This window comes from Polynucleobacter sp. MWH-UH2A (assembly GCF_018687195.1).
Taxonomy (GTDB): domain Bacteria; phylum Pseudomonadota; class Gammaproteobacteria; order Burkholderiales; family Burkholderiaceae; genus Polynucleobacter.
The window spans coordinates 754896-772493 of the sequence record NZ_CP061321.1 but is presented as its reverse complement, the minus strand read 5'-3'; the positions used below and the strand labels follow the sequence as shown (position 1 = coordinate 772493).

Below are 17598 nucleotides of genomic sequence, written 5' to 3'. Positions count from 1 at the left end.
CTTAATGATGGGTGGTTTCTTGCGATAGATAGTCTAATGCGACTGCTTCTGCTACTTTAATCCCATCTACGCCAGCAGACAAGATTCCGCCAGCATAACCAGCACCCTCTCCAGCGGGATAGAGGCCCTTGATATTAAGACTTTGAAAATTTGGTCCACGGGTGATGCGTAATGGAGAAGAAGTTCTAGTCTCGACACCAGTCAATACTGCATCTTTCATTGAAAAACCTTTAATCTGTTTTTCAAAAGCGGGTAATGCCTCCCTGATTGCCTCAATTGCATAAGGTGGCAAAGCTTGAGCTAAATCGGTTAAATGCACGCCAGGCCTATAAGATGGAATGACGCTACCAAACTCAGTTGAGGGTTTGCCTTCAATAAAATCCCCCACCAATTGGCCAGGCGCTTCATAGGTTCCACCGCCCAGCTCAAACGCCTTTGATTCCAGTTGGCGCTGAAACTCGATCCCTGCAAGCGGGCCACCTGGATAGTCCTCTGGTGTAATGCCAACCACAATTCCAGCGTTCGCATTGCGCTCGTTGCGAGAATACTGACTCATACCATTGGTTACTACGCGATTTGGCTCCGATGCAGCTGCTACCACAGTGCCGCCTGGGCACATACAGAAACTATAGACAGAACGCCCATTCTTGGCATGGTGAACTAGCTTATAGTCGGCAGCGCCAATCAATTCATTTCCGGCATGAGGACCTAAACGCGCTCTATCAATGAGGGATTGTGGATGCTCAATGCGGAACCCAACTGAGAATGGCTTGGCCTCCATAAAAACGCCAGCATCATGCAGCGCTTTAAACGTATCACGCGCACTATGACCCAAAGCAAGAACTACATGATTTGCTGGTAAATCAGGGTAGCCCTCAATTTTGACGCCAGTAATTTGCTCATTCTGAATATCAAAACCAATCACTTTTTGTGAAAAGCGGATCTCACCACCCAAATCAATAATTTCTTGGCGAATCTTCTCTACCATGCCTACTAAACGGAAGGTGCCAATGTGCGGTTTAGCAACATACTGAATTTCTGGGGGCGCTCCCGCCTTCACAAACTCATGAATAACCTTGCGCCCATAAAACTTAGGATCCTTAATTTGGCTATAGAGCTTGCCATCAGAAAAAGTTCCTGCCCCACCTTCACCAAACTGCACATTCGATTCTGGGTTCAGGATCTTTTTGCGCCACAAACCCCAAGTATCTTGCGTACGCTCACGAACTTGCTTGCCACGCTCGAGCACAATTGGCTTAAAACCCATTTGCGCCAATATCAAAGCGGCAAAGATTCCACATGGACCAAATCCAATCACCACCGGACGCAATGCTTTGCCAGCGTCAATGGTTGGTGGTGCTTTTGCTACAAAGTGATAACTGGTGTCTGGCGATGGCCTGATGTGAGCATCGTTGGAATACTTCTTTAAGACACTCTCTTCATTTTTTACCGAAACATCGATGGTATAGATAAAAGCAAGTGATACATTTTTACGAGCATCATAGCTACGCTTAAAGATCTCAAATGAAATCAATTCTTTTGCAGTTAAGCCCAGCCGCTTTAATATCGCACCCTCCAAAGACTCGGGGGCATGATCGATAGGTAATCGCAGTTCAGTAATTCGAATCATGAGGCTTAACTGTTCACCGTATTGGGCTTATTCAGGCTTTGCGCCTGATGCTTTAACAACTTTTGCCATACGGACATAATCCCCAACCAATAACTGATTAAATTCTCCAGGAGTTAAGCGGCCAATCTCAATCCCCTGACGTTTCATGCGCTCAATGATCTCAGGTTGCTTCAATATCTTGCTCATTTGGGATTGCATTTTGGTAATGATGTCTTGCGGAGTGCCCGCTGGTGCCAGCAATCCAAACCAGCTATCAAACACATAACCCTTTACGGTATTACCAATTGGAGGAACACCCGGCACGAATGGAGAAGGCTTCTCTGAAGAGACCCCCAAAAACCGAATGCGTGAATCATTAGCAAATGGCAAAGCAGCGACGTTTGCTGCAATGACTGCTTGAGCACGTCCTGCCAATAACTCTGCTATAGCGTCGCCTGTGCCCTTGGTTGGTATGTGTACCAGCTGAATCCCAGCCATACTGTCAAAATAAGCCATAGCTAAATGCGAGGCGCTACCATTTCCGGCGCTGGCATAGTTGTACTGCCCAGGATTTGCCTTTGCTAACGCAATGAACTCCGCCACTGACTTTGCAGGAAACTCTGAGTTTGTCATCATGACATAACTGCTTGTACCAATATAGGCCGCGCCAGTAAAGTCTTTAATTGGATCAAAGCTCAGTTTAGAAAAAAGGCTGCCATTAATATTGTGACTCGCTGCTGCCATCAGAAAGGTATATCCATCAGGACTAGATTTGGCAACAATGCCAGTTCCAACGGTGCCCCCTGCCCCTGCTTTGTTTTCGACAATAACAGCCTCACCTAAGGCGGCACCAAGCTCATTAGAAAACGATCGGGCAAGTGCATCCTGAACGCTGCCTGGAGAAAAAGGAACAATGATCTTGATAGGCTTGCTTGGCCAATTTTCTGCAGATTGAGCTAAGGGACTAAAAAATGTAGATACGCCAAGCAGAAGTGTCGCTACTATGCGAATTCTCCAAATCAAGCCGGCGATCATATGGACTCCAAGGATGGGATAAATTCCTAAAATGATACGGCAATCTGGGCTTGGTTGATTTAAAGGCGATAATGCCGCATGGCTCTTCGCGCAACCATTCATAAAGCCGACCTTCACGTCGCAGATTCAGACCGCCACTACTATGGCAGTCATTCCCTCACCATTGCCAAGCATCCCTCGGAAACAGATGAGCGGATGATGATCAGAATCATCGCTTTTGCTCTACAAGCCCATGAAGATTTAGTATTTACCAAGGGCTTGAGTGATACCGATGAACCTGATCTTTGGATTAAAGACCTCACCGATCAAATCAAACTGTGGATTGAAGTGGGTCAGCCAGATGAACGCCGCATCCTGAAAGCCTGCGGTCGATCAGATCAAGTCATTGTGTATTGCTACGGCGGACAAACCAGCAAAATCTGGTGGGATGGGATTGCGAATAAATTAACCCGTGCTCGCAATCTTCAAGTGATTGCGATACCTGCCGAACAGTCGCAGGAACTAAACAAGCTGGTAGAACGCAGCATGGTATTGCATGTCAACATTCAAGATGGTGAAGCTTATGTTTCTTCGGATCAAGGTCAGGTCACCATTACCCCAGAAATCTGGCGTACCAAACAAGATTAATTTGATTTGATGAAGACAGTCATCTTTGATACCAATGTACTCTTAGATATATTTGTCTTTAATGACTTTCGAGCCATTCATATCAAGGCGGCTTTAGAAGATAAGCAAGTAAAAGCGCTAGCCACGCCCAAGACAATCGAAGAGTTTGCAGATGTGATCTCTAGACCCCTATTCGCCCTCGAGAAATCCGCTCAAGAATATATTCTGAGTGAGTGGCGCAACTTAGCTACCATCATTGAAGATGAAACGTTAATCAGCGCACCGTGGAAATGCCGGGACCCAGACGATCAGGTCTTTTTAGATCTCGCCTTCACATCAAAACCTTGTGTACTACTCAGCAAAGATAATGAACTTCTCAAGCTAGCTAAAAAGGCTGCTACAGAGAGTATTTTTATTAGTGCTGACTACAGCACCATCTGAATTAACGCTTTGATTCCTAAAGGCTCTGAGCTGCTTGAGATGCAATCTCAAAAGATTTCAGTCGCGCTTGATGATCGAAGATTTGACCCGTGAACAAAATCTCATCAGCGCCCGTGCGCTCTAGCCATGTGCGCATTCCCTTGCGAATCGTTTCTAGAGAGCCCACTAGAGAACATTGCAGGGTATGGGCAGCGGCTGCTTGCTCATGCGGGTCGCAAAAATCATCCAAACTCTCAATCGGTGGGGGCAACTGACCTCTGGTATTACGACGCATGCGCACCACATTCTGTTGCAGGGTTGTGAAGAGATGTTGTGCTTCCTCATCGGTATCAGCCGCAACTACATTCACCACAAATGCAGAGTAAGGCTTTGCCAATTGCTCCGAAGGTTTAAATAATTCTCGATAAAGCGACATTGCTTCCAATAAATGATCTGGCGCAAAATGGGATGCAAAGGCATAAGGCAATCCAAAATGCGCCGCCAGCTGAGCACCATACAGACTGGATCCTAAAATCCAAATGGGTACATGAGTATTAGCCCCAGGAATCGCCTTCACTGCCTGCCCTTCTTGAATGGGGCCAAAATAATGCTGCAACTCACGTACATCCTGAGGAAAACGATCATCACTACCGAGTAAGTCGCGCCTCAAAGCTCTAGCAGTCATCTGATCAGTGCCAGGCGCCCTGCCTAAGCCTAACTCTATGCGGCCAGGATATATAGACTCAAGCGTGCCAAACTGCTCAGCAATCACCAATGGTGCGTGATTGGGCAGCATTACCCCACCAGATCCAACCTTGATACTCTTAGTCCCGCCGGCAATATAGCCCACCAACACAGCAGTAGCCGAACTAGCGTTACCAGTCATATTGTGATGCTCGGCTACCCAATAGCGCGTATAGCCCCACTGCTCAGCATGCTGAGCCACATCCAAGGAATTTCGCAATGCATCAGATGCGGTAAATCCTTGAGGTATAGGAGATATGTCTAGAATTGAGTGCGGAATGGAATTTGCCATTACTAAATCATACCGAGAAAGCGCGTTTTATGAGCAAACCCAAAATGGCCGACCCAGATGATGGAACCTTCAAGCCTGGAGCAAAGTTGCGACACATAAAGACTGGTGGTTTTTATAAAGTGCTTTTGCTAGCCAATGTTGAAGCTACCCTTGAGCCCGCTTACGTCTATGAATCGATGCAGTCCCACGATTTTTGGATTAGACCAAAAGCGGAGATGGAGGATGGTCGATTTGAACTCATCTCAGAATAAATAAGGCAAGCAATGACAGACGATCGCATCACTAACCTCGAAATCAAACTCAGCTTTGCTGAAGACCTTATTGAGAAGCTCAATGAGACGGTCTATAAACAGCAGCAACAAATTGAATTTCTCTATAGGGAGCTCAAAGCCATCAAAGAACAGGCTAGCGCTAGTAGCTCAGGTGGTGGCAGCCTGAAAGATGAAATTCCGCCGCATTATTGATGCGACTGATACCATATCACTACATCACTTGAAGAATTGATAAATAACCTAAATCAAAGGAGTGCAATATGGGCAACTTAACGCTGTTTTTAGTTCAATGGGGTCTAACCTCTCTGTCCCTATGGGTGGCTAGCTATATTTTCAGTGGCCTCAAGTTTGCTGATGGCGGCTCTCTGTTAATTGCAGCATTACTACTCGGCTTTGCCAATGCGGTTGTAAAGCCCCTACTCATCCTATTTACACTCCCATTAACGATTGTGACTATGGGGTTGTTCCTCTTGGTAGTAAATGCTTTGGTATTAATGTTGGTATCTGCACTAGTTAGCGGGTTTACGATTTCCAGTTTTTGGACTGCGTTTTTCGCCAGCATCTTTATCTCCATCTTCAGCCTCTTTGTAAGCGGCCTCGTTTTTTAAGAACGCTATCTCCATGAGCACTGACAATCTTCCAAAATGCCCTGCTTGCCAAGAGGATATGACTTATCCAGACGGCGAAAACTATGTTTGCGCCCAATGCGGGCATGAATGGCCTATGGCCGTAGTTGAGGAAGAAGATGCCGGTTTAATTGTCAAAGATGCAAATGGCAACTTACTAGCTGATGGAGATACCGTCACACTGATTAAAGACCTCAAAGTGAAGGGCTCCTCCACCACCCTTAAGGTAGGCACCAAAATCAAAGGAATTAGATTGGTTTCAGGTGATCATGAGGTCGATTGCAAAACAGAAGCAGGCAATATGTTGTTAAAAGCCTGCTTCTTAAAGAAGGCTTAGCGCCCTCTTTTTCAAAGTAACTAGGCGGCGCTAGCTTTCTTAAGCACTGCGTAGATTTGATCCTTCAAGAGTAGTTTTTCCTTCTTTAAAGTTTCAATCTCTTCCGGAGTGCTCGGCTCCTTGTGATCTTCCATGCGAAGAATCTTGGCATCTAGATTATTGTGCTTATCAAATAAATGAGAAAAGTGACGGTCAGTAGTTTTGAGTCTAGTAATTAATTCACGATATTCCGGAAACATAGAATCTCCCATTTAAAAGTAATGAAAACAAACCGTGTCGTGCATTCAGCATGTTCATAAAAAACTCACGGCACAGTTTTAGTGTATCAACCTCAATCCTGAAGAACAACCCATTCAGTAATATTTATATATTTCTGGGGTCATTGGTTTTGCATGATTAATTTGCAGTAACATTAATAGATTAATCGCTATAAATACTCACTTAAATAAACAAACGATAAGGGCAACAAATCATGGCTACAAAAAAGGCACCGGCAAAAAAGAAAGTGGCTGCCAAGGCGGTGAAAAAAACGCCCGCAAAGAAAGCAATTAAAAAGACTGTAGCCAAAAAGGCAGTAAAGAAACCGGCAACCAAGAAATCAGCAGTCAAAAAAGTTGTCGCCAAGAAAGCCGCACCTAAAAAACCTGCGGCTAAAAAGACTGTTACCAAAACAAGCAAAAAGACTACAAATAAATCGCCTAAGGTAGATCAATACGGCCTAGAGAAGGATGATGAGTTTTATGGCCTGTACTTTGCTAAATCCACTAAAAAGGGCTTAGTTGAAGTGAAGCCCTGCACTTTCTCGCTCATGTATTGGTGGAAAGGATTGCTTGGCTATCCAGACATGATTGAGATTTCCAAGAACAGCAATACTGCCATGCTGCAATTTGAATCCACATTTGGTGGCGGAGATTCCGGCGAAACGGAATTAACCGAGCAAGATGTGTTGGATATCGACCATATCATTGAAGTGGATGAAGAGGAAATGCTGGTATCGCTCTACTCTTATGTGCCCATTCCAATTCCCAACAAAGTATTGGGAGCTATTGAGCTTTCTGTTCTCAACATTAATCCTGAAACGCGTTATGGCAGCCTAGAGATTTGTACCACCGAGAATGAAGATGGTGAAACGGAGCACTTCTTACGCTACCGTGCAGCTACTTACCTGCGAGGAATCAAATCTGGCAAGGTGGAAGCCATTGAAAACATGGTCACCAATGGTTCTGAATTCTTTGGTCTTGCTTTAGATGCGATGTGCGTCAACAAATCCATCAAAAAGTGGCTATTAAGCTAACTTACTAAGCCTTACTATCTACAGAGATAGTTATATGTCATCGGAAAACGGTCATTGATCGTTTTCCGGCTATCAATAATCGTCACGCTACGCTTTCCTAACTTCTTGCATTCTGCAAGAGCAACATCTTGAGCCTCCTCCTCTTTGGAATCCTTGGGAGCATGCACGCCAATAGTCCCATCAGATTGCTGATACACCCCAAAACGACTTGGTGGAGTTGAGCAGGCACTAATTGAGGCCGCAATCAAGGTTAAGAAGAAAAAACGTGAGAAATTCATATTGAATTCCTAAAGTGAAAATGAAAATATGGCGGAGAGGGCGGGATTCGAACCCGCGATACCTTTCGGTATGCCTGATTTCGAGTCAGGTACATTCGACCACTCTGCCACCTCTCCGAACCGAAAGGAAATTATAGCTTTGGGGTGGTTTTTGAGTGCTTGTGCTGATAGGCCTACTTAAACTGGCTTAAGAACTTCTAGACCGCCTAAGTAAGGCTGCAACGCCTTCGGGATTGCAATGCTGCCGTCTACTTGCTGTTTATTTTCAATCAGCGCAACTAATGCCCTGCCCACGGCCAATCCTGAACCATTGAGGGTATGAACTAATTCTGGTTTACCTTGACCTGCTTTGAATCTAGCTTGCATACGACGCGCCTGAAAATCTCCCATACTCGAGCAAGAACTAATTTCGCGATACGCTTTTTGCGATGGCACCCAAACTTCTAAGTCATAGGTCTTAGTACTTCCAAATCCCATGTCACCAGTGCAGAGCAATACTTTTCTATATGGCAACTCAAGCAACTCTAGAATTTTTTCTGCATGACCAGTCAAATCCTCTAATGCCTGCATTGAATCTTCCGGCTTGGTAATTTGCACCAATTCAACTTTGTCAAACTGGTGTTGACGAATCATGCCGCGCACATCGCGGCCATAACTACCCGCTTCTGAACGGAAACAAGGCGTATGGGCAACAAACTTTAATGGCAGATTATCTGCATTCACAATCTCATCACGCACAAGATTAGTTACCGGCACTTCTGCAGTGGGGATAAGGTAGAAATTTTCTGTTTTTGCTTCGCCACCTTCGTTATCTCCACCCATTTGACGGGGAACCTTGAAAAGATCTTCTTCAAACTTGGGCAGTTGACCGGTGCCACGCATAGATGCAGCGTTGACCATGTAAGGCGCATAGACCTCTTGATAACCATGATTGGTCGCATGTGTATCAATCATGAATTGCGCTAGAGCGCGATGTAATCTTGCAATCGGACCTTTGAGGACTACAAATCGTGAGCCACTAATCTTTGCAGCGACTTCAAAATCTAATCCCAATGGGCCACCAAGATCAACGTGGTCCTTAATCTCAAAATCAAAAATGGGCTGTTCGCCCCAACGTTTGATTTCTTTGTTTTCGGTTTCATCTTTACCAGTTGGCACAGACTCATCTGGCAGATTTGGAATACCCATCAAGAAGTCTGATATCTCAGCTTGCAAAACTGCCAAACGTGCAGCCCCAGATTCCATATCCACATTGACTTGAGAAACTTCCGCCATTTCAGCGGAAGCATCTTCGCCCTTGCCCTTCTTCATTCCGATTGCTTTAGATAGCTGATTACGCTTAGCTTGCAGTTCTTCGGTGCGAGTTTGCAAAGATTTGCGCTCGGATTCCAGCGTATTGAATTTCTCAACATCCAACTGAAATTTGCGAGTAGCTAAACGTGCCTGTACTGCGGCGATATCTTTACGAAGAAGTTGCGGATCAATCATGTAATGCTCGATGGGCTAAAGGTTATCTATTTAGGGGTTTTTATTAAGTCTATTTATAGGCTCTAGTTTAAGCGCAAGACTTCAGCCCCTGCGGGAGGTGTGAAATTAAAGCGATTGGCTGGTAGATTGACGTTTAACTGGATTTGATCCAATGTCACTAAAACCACACTGCCCAAGCCATCTACCAGCTCTAAAGCCTTTGGCAAGCCATTGCTCATGCCGATCGATATCTTTGTATACGGCAGGTCATTTTTATTCTTAGCACTTGGATCTTTTTTAGGTACCAAGGCAACCCACTTCATTCCTAGGCGCTCTTCACCATCAATCAAGTCGAAATGTTGATCTAGTGAAGTTTCACCAAACAATATTGCTGCTGGGGTTGCGGCTAAAGCTTGGCCTGCAGGACGAATGGTTGCTTGATTTAGATCTTTATCCCACAAGACCAATTGACTTCCATTGGTAATGAGTTTTTGTTCATAAGGCTTTTGCGTATCCCAAACAAAGCGACCTGGTCGTTGAAATACAAAATGGCCTTGCGTTTGACGCACCACTTTCAGGCCTTTATCTTGTGGCTCATTTGCCTTAGGTGCTCGGAGTTGTTGCTGAACAAAATCACCTTCAGCAGTTTTGGAATTGCGAACAAATTGGCGTAATTGCTCGGCACCTGTCTCACCCTCAGCTAAGGTTGCACTAGAGAGCACCGTGCAAGTAACGCCAACGAATACCGCAGACCAGAATTTTTGCAAGAGGAACTTACTCCGAAGGGCGATGCAGAATCTCGCGATTACCGCCGTTGCCCATCTTAGAAACGAGGCCTGCCTTTTCCATATCCTCTAAGAGGCGGGCTGCACGGTTATAGCCAATGCGGAGATGACGCTGGACCAAAGAGATCGATGGACGCTTATTTTCTAGAACAATGGCTACCGCTTGATCATAGAGTGGATCCGCTTCACCGCCACTCTCTCCAGTGAGTGCATCTATATTGGATTCATCGGCACCCTCGAGCACACCGTCAATATAGTTGGCTTCGCCCTTCTCCTTGAGCCATTCAACCACGCGATGCACTTCATCATCCGATACAAATGCGCCATGCACACGAACTGGCAATCCAGTACCTGGGGCCATGTACAACATGTCACCCATACCCAAAAGCGTTTCAGCGCCTTGCTGATCCAAAATCGTACGGCTATCAATCTTGCTACTCACCTGGAATGAAATTCGTGTCGGTACGTTCGCCTTAATCAAACCAGTGATCACATCTACGCTTGGGCGTTGTGTGGCCAATACCAAATGAATACCAGCGGCACGTGCCTTTTGCGCAATACGAGCAATCAACTCTTCAATCTTCTTGCCAGAGACCATCATCAGGTCAGCCAACTCGTCGATCACAATCACAATCACTGGCGCTTTGTAGATTGGCTCTGGATCTTCAGGGGTCAAGCTAAATGGATTAGTGAGTTTCTCGCCCTTCTCTTCCGCTTCGGCAATCTTCTTGTTAAAGCCCGCAAGGTTGCGTACGCCAAACTTACTCATCAGTTTGTAACGACGCTCCATCTCATTCACGGCCCAGTTGAGCGCGTTATACGCCTGCTTCATATCGGTTACCACTGGGCAAAGCAAATGCGGAATCTTGTCGTAGATTGCCATCTCCAACATCTTAGGGTCGATCATGATGAGGCGCACTTCATCAGGCTTCGCCTTAAAGAGGAGTGACAAAATCATGGCATTGATACCCACTGATTTACCAGCACCCGTAGTACCTGCTACTAAGCAGTGTGGCATCTTGGCGAGGTCGGCAACCATAGGACTGCCAGAGATATCTTTACCTAATGCAAGAGTCAATAAGGAATGGTTATCGTTGTATACCTGCGAAGTCAAAATCTCAGAAAGATAAACAGACTGACGCGTTGGGTTTGGCAACTCCAAAGCCATGCAGGTTTTACCTGGAATGGTTTCCACTACTCGCATACTCACAACACCCAATGAGCGAGCCAAGTCACGCGATAAGTTCACAATCTGACTACCTTTTACGCCAACCGCTGGATCAATCTCATAGCGAGTGACTACAGGGCCGGGATAAGCGGCGATAACAGTTACTTGTACATTGAACTCGGCTAGCTTGCGTTCAATCAAGCGTGAGGTGAATTCCAATACATCTGCTGAGATGGTTTCCTTCGCTTCCGGAACTGGATCCAACAATGCTAGTGGCGGCAATTCTGAATCTGGGATATCCACAAATAGGGGTTGTTGCTTCTCGCGCTCAACACGAACGCTCTTTGGAATCTCCACTGGCGCACGCACAATCTGAACAGGTGCTGCAACTTCAACGCGCCCACGTATCTCTTCAACAAACTCTTCACGCTCTTCAGCAGCAGCTTCACCCAGCTTACGATCCTCTTCGCTATCGCGACGCTCACGAATGCGGTAATAAGACACCTCTAAGAAGCGCCCTACTTTTTCAGCAACATCAAGCCATGAGAAATGCAAGAACAGGGAAAGTCCTGCGCATAAACCAAAGAGCAAAACTAAAGTGGCGCCTGTAAAGCCTAATGACATTTGCATGGGGTCGCCAATCAACTCCCCCAAAATGCCACCTGGCGGTCTTGGTAATTCCCAGCTTAATGAATGCAGACGAATCGATTCAAGGCCCATGCTACAAATTAAGGTCAGACCAAAGCCCAACCAACGCATTAATAAAGAATCTGGTTTTGCCTCAGGATCTGGTGGCAACGGAATACTCCAAAGCTCGCGCCAGCCCTGCAGAACACGACGACCAAACAGAACAACCCACCAAAAAGCGGATATTCCGAAGATGTAGAGCATTAAATCAGCTAAATAAGCGCCAAAACGACCACCTAGATTCTTAGGGGTCTCAAAACTGGCGTGCGACCAGGCGGGGTCCGCCTTGGAATAAGTAAGCAATATGGCAAATAAGCCCAAACAAAGACCTAGAGAGATAAACCAGCGGGCCTCCAAGAGAAGGCGGGGCATCCTACCCTGCCCATCGCCACTAGGGGGTTGGGGGGTCGTTTGGGTCTTAGACTTTGGGTATACGGTTCTCGCCATGTTCTGCCGATTGTAAACAAGCAATTCTATAATTTGGATATGACTACAAATACCCCAAAACACTCCAAAGTTCTCATCCTCGGATCCGGTCCTGCAGGCTATACGGCCGCGGTTTATGCCGCCCGAGCCAATCTGAAGCCCACCCTTATTACTGGCTTGGCTCAAGGGGGTCAGTTAATGACCACCACTGACGTTGAAAACTGGCCGGCAGACCCTAATGGGGTGCAAGGCCCAGAGCTAATGGATCGCTTTTTAAAGCATGCTGAGCATTTCAATACTGAAATCATTTTTGACCACATTCATACTGCCGCCCTCAAAGAGAAGCCTATCCGCCTTGTTGGTGATGCCGGAACCTATACCTGCGATGCATTAATCATCTGCACAGGCGCTTCTGCTCAATACATTGGCCTACCAAGTGAGGAAGCTTTCATGGGTCGTGGTGTTTCTGGATGCGCAACTTGCGACGGCTTCTTCTATCGCAATCAGGATGTGTGTGTTGTTGGTGGCGGTAATACCGCTGTTGAAGAAGCGCTATACCTCACTGGCATTGCTAAGAAAGTAACTGTCATTCATCGTCGCGATAAATTTCGCGCCGAACCGATTCTGAATGATCGCCTAATGGCAAAAGTTGCTGAAGGCAAAGTGGAACTGAAATTGAATTCCACTCTTGATGAAGTTCTCGGTGATGAAAAAGGCGTCACTGGTGTACGCATCAAAAAACAAGATGGCAGCACTGAAGAGATTGCTGTAACTGGCGCCTTTATCGCTATTGGCCATAAACCCAACACTGAGCTATTTGTTGGCCAATTAGATATGAACAATGGCTACCTCAAGACCCACTCAGGTCTCGAAGGCAATGCAACCACTACCAATATCCCTGGTGTATTTGCTGCGGGTGATGTCCAAGACCACATTTACCGTCAAGCTATTACTAGCGCTGGTACAGGCTGTATGGCTGCATTGGATGCACAGCGTTATTTGGAGTCACTTTCCTAAAAGGAATTCTGCTAAGTAATGAAAACGCCTAGCAATGCTAGGCGTTTTTGTTTGTTGCAACTACTTCAGTTGCGCATTGTTTAACGCGTGCTTATCGTGTAATCACTGGTAGTAATGGAACGATGAGCAAGGCAACGATGTTAATAATCTTGATGAGTGGGTTTACTGCTGGACCAGCGGTATCTTTGTAGGGGTCACCTACAGTATCACCAGTCACAGCTGCTTTATGCGCTTCAGAACCTTTACCGCCGAAGTTACCTTCTTCGATATATTTCTTGGCATTATCCCAAGCGCCACCACCAGTACACATCGAGATTGCTACAAATAAACCAGTCACGATGGTTCCCATCAATAGACCACCTAGTGCAGCAGGTCCAAGCAATAGACCTACAACGATAGGCGCAACTACTGGCAATAAGGAAGGAATAATCATTTCCTTGATCGCAGCTGAGGTGAGCATATCTACTGCCTTGCCATATTCAGGCTTTGCAGTACCAGACATGATTCCCGGAATATCGCGGAACTGACGACGCACCTCTTCCACTACCGCGCCAGCACAACGACCAACTGCCTCCATCGCCATAGCGCCAAATAAGTAAGGAATCATGCCGCCAATGAAGAGGCCAATAATCACCATGTGATTAGATAGATCAAAGGAGACCTGCTGACCAATACCCTCTAATGCATGGGTATAGTCTGCAAAGAGCACCAGTGAAGCTAAGCCAGCTGAACCAATGGCGTAACCTTTGGTTACTGCTTTGGTTGTATTGCCAACAGCATCCAATGGATCGGTAATATCGCGTACAGCTTGTGGCAATCCAGCCATTTCTGCGATACCACCAGCGTTATCGGTAATTGGGCCGTAGGCATCAAGTGCAACCACAATGCCTGCCATAGACAACATCGCTGTAGCTGCAACCGCAATGCCGTACAAACCAGCTAACCAGTAAGCAGCAAAAATCGCGGCACATACAAACAGCACTGGATAAGCAGTTGATTTCATCGAAATACCTAAACCAGCAATGATGTTGGTACCGTGACCTTTAGTTGATGCTTCAGCAATATGCTGTACCGGATTAAATTGAGTACCTGTGTAGTACTCGGTAATCCATACCAATGCAGCAGTCAACAAGAGCCCTACTACAGTTGAACCAAATAAGCGCCACTGACTACCTGGAATACCCAATGCATCGTCAGGCATGATGAAATTGGTAACAAAGTAGAAAGCCACTAAAGATAAACCGCCTGCAATGATGAGGCCTTTATACAATGCTGGCATCACATTCTTCATGCCAGGGCTTGCTTTAACAAAAGAGCAACCAATGATGGAAGCAATGATGGATACACCACCAAGAACCAATGGATAAATGATTGCTGCTACTGGGGCACCAGATACCATCAAAGATCCTAAGACCATTGTGGCAATCAGCGTCACCGCATACGTTTCAAACAAGTCAGCCGCCATACCTGCGCAATCGCCAACGTTATCGCCAACGTTATCGGCAATCACTGCTGGATTACGCGGGTCATCTTCTGGAATCCCTGCTTCGACCTTACCAACGAGGTCAGCACCGACGTCTGCACCTTTAGTAAAAATACCGCCACCCAAACGGGCAAAGATTGAGATCAAAGAAGATCCGAAGGCCAAACCAATCAATGGATGTAAGACTGAAGAGAGATCTTGTCCTGCGCCAATGGAAACCAAGAACATAAAGAACAGGCCAACACCCAAGAGTCCAAGACCTACTACTAGCATGCCAGTAATAGCTCCACCTTTAAATGCAACATTCAGCGCTTCGTTCATTCCCTTGGTAGCAGCTTCAGCAGTACGCACATTAGCGCGTACTGAAACATTCATACCGATAAAACCACAAGCACCGGAAAGAACTGCGCCAACAACAAAGCCGATTGCGGTTGCAAGATCCAAAAAGAGCGCCATCAAAATAGTGAGAACTATTCCCACAATGGCAATCGTTTTGTATTGGCGCGATAAATACGCTGCCGCGCCCTGCTGAATCGCCTCTGCAATTTCTTGCATTTTGGCGTTGCCTGTACTTTGCTTCAAAATCCAGCCGCGCATCACAAAACCGTAAATTACGGCTAGGACACCGCATGCTAAGGCAAAATACAAGCCTAAAGTGACATTACTCATGCTTGAACTCCCTAAAGTTAGTCTTTATTGTTTTATCTACTAGCGCTTAGGTCGACCAGGTTTGCGAAGGCTTTAAACTATGGTCTTTAAGCTGTATCAGTATGTAGCAGAATTACCCCTGAGCCCCCTCTCGAGGATCAGGGTATTTACTAATCACTATTCGGAGTATTTATGAGTCTCGACAACGTCAAGCCAGGTAAAAAGATCCCAGAGAGCTTTAACGTCATTATTGAAATCCCAATGAATGCGGATCCAATCAAGTATGAAGTGGATAAAGAGAGTGGCGCTATTTTTGTCGATCGCTTCATGGGTACTTCCATGCACTATCCATGTAACTATGGTTACATCAACAAAACTATCGCCGGTGATGGCGACCCTGTTGACGTACTCGTGATCACTCCATTTCCATTAATTCCTGGCGTGGTTGTGAGCTGCCGCGCAATTGGCATCTTAATGATGGAAGACGAAGCAGGACAAGACGCAAAATTATTGGCAGTTCCAGAAGATAAGATTTTGCCAATCTACACTCACTGGCAAAAACCAGAAGATATGAACCCATTGCGCTTGAATCAGATTCAACACTTCTTCGAGCACTACAAAGATCTCGAAAAAGGTAAATGGGTCAAAGTGAAGGGTTGGGGTGGCGTTGCTGATGCCCATAAAGAAATCCTTGAGGGTATTGAGCGTTACAACAAAGAGCACGCTTAATCCTTAAACACTTATTAGGCTTTGTGATTCGGAGTGAGCGCGCAAACCATCGCCCTAGCCCAGATCAACCCATTACTGGGCGATTTGGCTGGCAATGCGCAGCTCATTCTCAAAGCCGCCCAGGAAGCTAGCGCCAAAGGCGCTAAGCTCCTTGTTACGCCAGAGCTCTCGCTCACAGGCTATCCACCAGAAGATTTATTGCTGCGCCCTGCTTTTATTCAAGCAGCTACGCAAGAGCTAGAATTGCTCTCCAAATCACTAACGCAATTTCAAGACCTCACAGTCATCGTCGGGCATCCCAAAAAAACTGAGATTGGCTTACAAAACTATGCGTCTGTATTGCGCAATGGCAAGGTGATTGCAGGTTACGCTAAACAAGAATTACCAAACCATGAAGTCTTTGATGAAGTACGTTACTTCGTGCCTGGAAATGAAGCCTGCGTATTTGAATGCGATGGTGTTTCCTATGGCGTGATTTTGTGTGAGGATGCCTGGCATGCTGGACCAGCAAAGCAAGCGCACGCTGCTGGCGCACAAATTCTATTGGTACCAAACGCATCACCCTATCACCTCAAGAAAGAGGCTTTGCGTATTGATGTTTTGCGTAGTCATATTGCGCAAACCCAAATGCCCCTGGTTTATGTCAATGCTGTTGGTGGCCAAGATGAACTTGTCTTTGATGGCGGTTCATTTGCTTTAAATGGCCAAGGCAAAGTGGTAATGGCGATGCCACAGTTTGAATCTGCCCTTGGATTTGTCAATGTCAATGCTGCTGGCGAGCTTGAGACTGGATTTATTACTGCAACGCAAAGCGTAGAGGCGCAAGCCTATCAAGCCCTTGTTTTAGGCGTGCGCGATTACGTCAATAAGAATCGCTTTCCTGGGGTCATTATTGGTTTATCTGGTGGCATTGATTCTGCCCTAGTGCTAGCAATTGCAGTAGATGCCCTTGGTGCCGATAAGGTGCGCACTGTCATGATGCCTTCACGCTATACCGCCGACATCTCGTGGATTGATGCCCGTGAAATGGCAAAGAACTTGGGCGTCCAATACGACGAGATTCCGATTAGCGGTCCTGTTGATGCACTAGAAGCATCTTTAGCAGAACAATTCAAGGGCATGTCTGTGGATGCCACCGAAGAGAATATTCAGGCACGTGTTCGTGGCACTCTGTTAATGGCCCTTTCAAATAAAACTGGTCGATTAGTTTTGACCACCGGCAATAAAAGCGAAATGGCTGTCGGCTACTGCACTCTCTACGGCGATATGGCTGGTGGCTTTGCCGTAATTAAAGATATTGCCAAGACTTTGGTCTATCGTCTGTGTGCCTATCGCAATAGTATTGCGCCAATTATTCCGGAGCGCATTTTGACGCGCGCGCCCTCTGCTGAATTGCGACCCGATCAAAAAGACCAAGACAGCCTACCCTCTTACGAAGTGCTCGACGGCATTGTTGAACGCTATATGGAACAGAATCAATCTATCGCCCAAATTATTGCTGCTGGCTTTGATTCTGAAAGCGTAGAAAAAGTGACGCGCTTGATTAAGCTAAATGAATACAAGCGTCGCCAAGCACCACCCGGGGTTCGCGTCACTACCCGCGCTTTTGGTCGTGACTGGCGCTATCCCATCACATCCCAATTTAGAGCCTAAAGTGCTCATGGAAGGCCAAATT

19 protein-coding genes and 1 tRNA gene are annotated in these 17598 nt (G+C 46.2%); 10 read left to right on the top strand and 10 right to left on the bottom strand.

Going from position 1 to position 17598, the window contains the following annotated elements:
• Position 1: 1 nt before the first annotated feature.
• The gene (locus tag IC571_RS04165; RefSeq protein ID WP_215317557.1) at positions 2-1630 is read right to left on the bottom strand and encodes an NAD(P)/FAD-dependent oxidoreductase; all 1629 of its coding nucleotides are present in this window, start codon (positions 1628-1630) and stop codon (positions 2-4) included.
• A 27-nt stretch (positions 1631-1657) separates the two neighbouring features.
• On the bottom strand, positions 1658-2644 hold the full coding sequence (locus IC571_RS04160) for a tripartite tricarboxylate transporter substrate binding protein (RefSeq protein WP_215317556.1): 987 nt from the start codon (positions 2642-2644) through the stop codon (positions 1658-1660).
• Positions 2645-2722: 78 nt separating this feature from the next.
• On the opposite strand from IC571_RS04160, the gene IC571_RS04155 reads away from it, so the two are divergent.
• Both IC571_RS04155 and IC571_RS04150 read left to right on the top strand, forming a co-directional pair.
• Entirely contained in the window at positions 2723-3271 is a 549-nt protein-coding gene (locus tag IC571_RS04155) for a YaeQ family protein (protein ID WP_215317555.1), read from the top strand.
• Positions 3272-3280: 9 nt separating this feature from the next.
• Entirely contained in the window at positions 3281-3691 is a 411-nt protein-coding gene (locus tag IC571_RS04150) for a putative toxin-antitoxin system toxin component, PIN family (RefSeq protein WP_215317554.1), read from the top strand.
• Positions 3692-3707: 16 nt separating this feature from the next.
• Here IC571_RS04150 and IC571_RS04145 read toward each other — a convergent pair whose 3' ends face one another.
• Entirely contained in the window at positions 3708-4706 is a 999-nt protein-coding gene (locus IC571_RS04145; RefSeq protein WP_215317553.1) for an LLM class flavin-dependent oxidoreductase, read from the bottom strand.
• Positions 4707-4735: 29 nt separating this feature from the next.
• Here IC571_RS04145 and IC571_RS04140 point away from each other — a divergent pair, with 29 nt between their 5' ends.
• From IC571_RS04140 to IC571_RS04125, 4 genes are all read left to right on the top strand, one after another.
• Positions 4736-4957 carry a hypothetical protein gene (locus IC571_RS04140; protein ID WP_215317552.1) on the top strand — a complete coding sequence of 74 codons (222 nt, stop codon included), beginning with the start codon at positions 4736-4738 and terminating at the stop codon, positions 4955-4957.
• A 12-nt stretch (positions 4958-4969) separates the two neighbouring features.
• Positions 4970-5170 carry a SlyX family protein gene (locus tag IC571_RS04135; protein ID WP_215317551.1) on the top strand — a complete coding sequence of 67 codons (201 nt, stop codon included), beginning with the start codon at positions 4970-4972 and terminating at the stop codon, positions 5168-5170.
• Positions 5171-5238: 68 nt separating this feature from the next.
• A complete protein-coding gene (locus tag IC571_RS04130) occupies positions 5239-5586 on the top strand; it encodes a phage holin family protein (RefSeq protein ID WP_215317550.1) in 348 nt (115 codons plus the stop codon).
• A gap of 13 nt (positions 5587-5599) precedes the next feature.
• On the top strand, positions 5600-5941 hold the full coding sequence (locus IC571_RS04125; protein WP_215317549.1) for a zinc ribbon domain-containing protein YjdM: 342 nt from the start codon (positions 5600-5602) through the stop codon (positions 5939-5941).
• A gap of 20 nt (positions 5942-5961) precedes the next feature.
• On the opposite strand, the gene IC571_RS04120 is transcribed toward IC571_RS04125, so the two are convergent.
• Entirely contained in the window at positions 5962-6180 is a 219-nt protein-coding gene (locus IC571_RS04120; RefSeq protein ID WP_215317548.1) for a YdcH family protein, read from the bottom strand.
• A gap of 233 nt (positions 6181-6413) precedes the next feature.
• Here IC571_RS04120 and IC571_RS04115 point away from each other — a divergent pair, with 233 nt between their 5' ends.
• Positions 6414-7235 (top strand): hypothetical protein, encoded by an 822-nt coding sequence (locus tag IC571_RS04115; RefSeq protein WP_215317547.1) that lies wholly within the window; start codon positions 6414-6416, stop codon positions 7233-7235.
• 14 nt (positions 7236-7249) lie between these two features.
• Here IC571_RS04115 and IC571_RS04110 read toward each other — a convergent pair whose 3' ends face one another.
• The 5 genes from IC571_RS04110 to IC571_RS04090 all read right to left on the bottom strand — a co-directional run bounded on the left by IC571_RS04110 (position 7250) and on the right by IC571_RS04090 (position 12067).
• A complete protein-coding gene (locus IC571_RS04110) occupies positions 7250-7513 on the bottom strand; it encodes a hypothetical protein (RefSeq protein WP_215317546.1) in 264 nt (87 codons plus the stop codon).
• A 29-nt stretch (positions 7514-7542) separates the two neighbouring features.
• Positions 7543-7630 (bottom strand) — tRNA-Ser (locus IC571_RS04105).
• Between the two features lie 60 nt (positions 7631-7690).
• Entirely contained in the window at positions 7691-9001 is a 1311-nt protein-coding gene (gene serS, locus IC571_RS04100; protein WP_215317545.1) for a serine--tRNA ligase, read from the bottom strand.
• Positions 9002-9063: 62 nt separating this feature from the next.
• Positions 9064-9747: an outer membrane lipoprotein carrier protein LolA gene (locus tag IC571_RS04095; RefSeq protein WP_215317544.1), complete on the bottom strand. Its 684-nt coding sequence runs from the start codon at positions 9745-9747 to the stop codon at positions 9064-9066.
• Between the two features lie 7 nt (positions 9748-9754).
• Positions 9755-12067: a DNA translocase FtsK gene (locus tag IC571_RS04090; RefSeq protein WP_371742898.1), complete on the bottom strand. Its 2313-nt coding sequence runs from the start codon at positions 12065-12067 to the stop codon at positions 9755-9757.
• A gap of 39 nt (positions 12068-12106) precedes the next feature.
• On the opposite strand from IC571_RS04090, the gene trxB reads away from it, so the two are divergent.
• Positions 12107-13063, top strand: a complete 957-nt coding sequence (gene trxB / locus IC571_RS04085) for a thioredoxin-disulfide reductase (RefSeq protein WP_215317542.1) — start codon at positions 12107-12109, stop codon at positions 13061-13063.
• Between the two features lie 91 nt (positions 13064-13154).
• Here the strand turns inward: trxB and IC571_RS04080 are convergent, their stop codons facing one another.
• The gene (locus IC571_RS04080) at positions 13155-15215 is read right to left on the bottom strand and encodes a sodium-translocating pyrophosphatase (RefSeq protein ID WP_215317541.1); all 2061 of its coding nucleotides are present in this window, start codon (positions 15213-15215) and stop codon (positions 13155-13157) included.
• Positions 15216-15386: 171 nt separating this feature from the next.
• On the opposite strand from IC571_RS04080, the gene ppa reads away from it, so the two are divergent.
• Both ppa and IC571_RS04070 read left to right on the top strand, forming a co-directional pair.
• A complete protein-coding gene (gene ppa / locus IC571_RS04075) occupies positions 15387-15923 on the top strand; it encodes an inorganic diphosphatase (RefSeq protein ID WP_215317540.1) in 537 nt (178 codons plus the stop codon).
• Between the two features lie 33 nt (positions 15924-15956).
• Complete coding sequence (locus IC571_RS04070; RefSeq protein ID WP_215317539.1) at positions 15957-17576, top strand: NAD+ synthase; 1620 nt, start codon at positions 15957-15959, stop codon at positions 17574-17576.
• Positions 17577-17598: the final 22 nt, after the last annotated feature.

Bases quoted from the DNA above. Each gene is read 5' to 3' on its own strand.
- IC571_RS04165 (WP_215317557.1), bottom strand. From the start codon at position 1,630: ATGATTCGAATTACTGAACTGCGATTACCTATCGATCATGCCCCCGAG.
- IC571_RS04160 (WP_215317556.1), bottom strand. From the start codon at position 2,644: ATGATCGCCGGCTTGATTTGGAGAATTCGCATAGTAGCGACACTTCTG.
- IC571_RS04155 (WP_215317555.1), top strand. From the start codon at position 2,723: ATGGCTCTTCGCGCAACCATTCATAAAGCCGACCTTCACGTCGCAGAT.
- IC571_RS04150 (WP_215317554.1), top strand. From the start codon at position 3,281: ATGAAGACAGTCATCTTTGATACCAATGTACTCTTAGATATATTTGTC.
- IC571_RS04145 (WP_215317553.1), bottom strand. From the start codon at position 4,706: ATGGCAAATTCCATTCCGCACTCAATTCTAGACATATCTCCTATACCT.
- IC571_RS04140 (WP_215317552.1), top strand. From the start codon at position 4,736: ATGAGCAAACCCAAAATGGCCGACCCAGATGATGGAACCTTCAAGCCT.
- IC571_RS04135 (WP_215317551.1), top strand. From the start codon at position 4,970: ATGACAGACGATCGCATCACTAACCTCGAAATCAAACTCAGCTTTGCT.
- IC571_RS04130 (WP_215317550.1), top strand. From the start codon at position 5,239: ATGGGCAACTTAACGCTGTTTTTAGTTCAATGGGGTCTAACCTCTCTG.
- IC571_RS04125 (WP_215317549.1), top strand. From the start codon at position 5,600: ATGAGCACTGACAATCTTCCAAAATGCCCTGCTTGCCAAGAGGATATG.
- IC571_RS04120 (WP_215317548.1), bottom strand. From the start codon at position 6,180: ATGTTTCCGGAATATCGTGAATTAATTACTAGACTCAAAACTACTGAC.
- IC571_RS04115 (WP_215317547.1), top strand. From the start codon at position 6,414: ATGGCTACAAAAAAGGCACCGGCAAAAAAGAAAGTGGCTGCCAAGGCG.
- IC571_RS04110 (WP_215317546.1), bottom strand. From the start codon at position 7,513: ATGAATTTCTCACGTTTTTTCTTCTTAACCTTGATTGCGGCCTCAATT.
- serS (WP_215317545.1), bottom strand. From the start codon at position 9,001: ATGATTGATCCGCAACTTCTTCGTAAAGATATCGCCGCAGTACAGGCA.
- IC571_RS04090 (WP_371742898.1), bottom strand. From the start codon at position 12,067: ATGGCGAGAACCGTATACCCAAAGTCTAAGACCCAAACGACCCCCCAA.
- trxB (WP_215317542.1), top strand. From the start codon at position 12,107: ATGACTACAAATACCCCAAAACACTCCAAAGTTCTCATCCTCGGATCC.
- IC571_RS04080 (WP_215317541.1), bottom strand. From the start codon at position 15,215: ATGAGTAATGTCACTTTAGGCTTGTATTTTGCCTTAGCATGCGGTGTC.
- ppa (WP_215317540.1), top strand. From the start codon at position 15,387: ATGAGTCTCGACAACGTCAAGCCAGGTAAAAAGATCCCAGAGAGCTTT.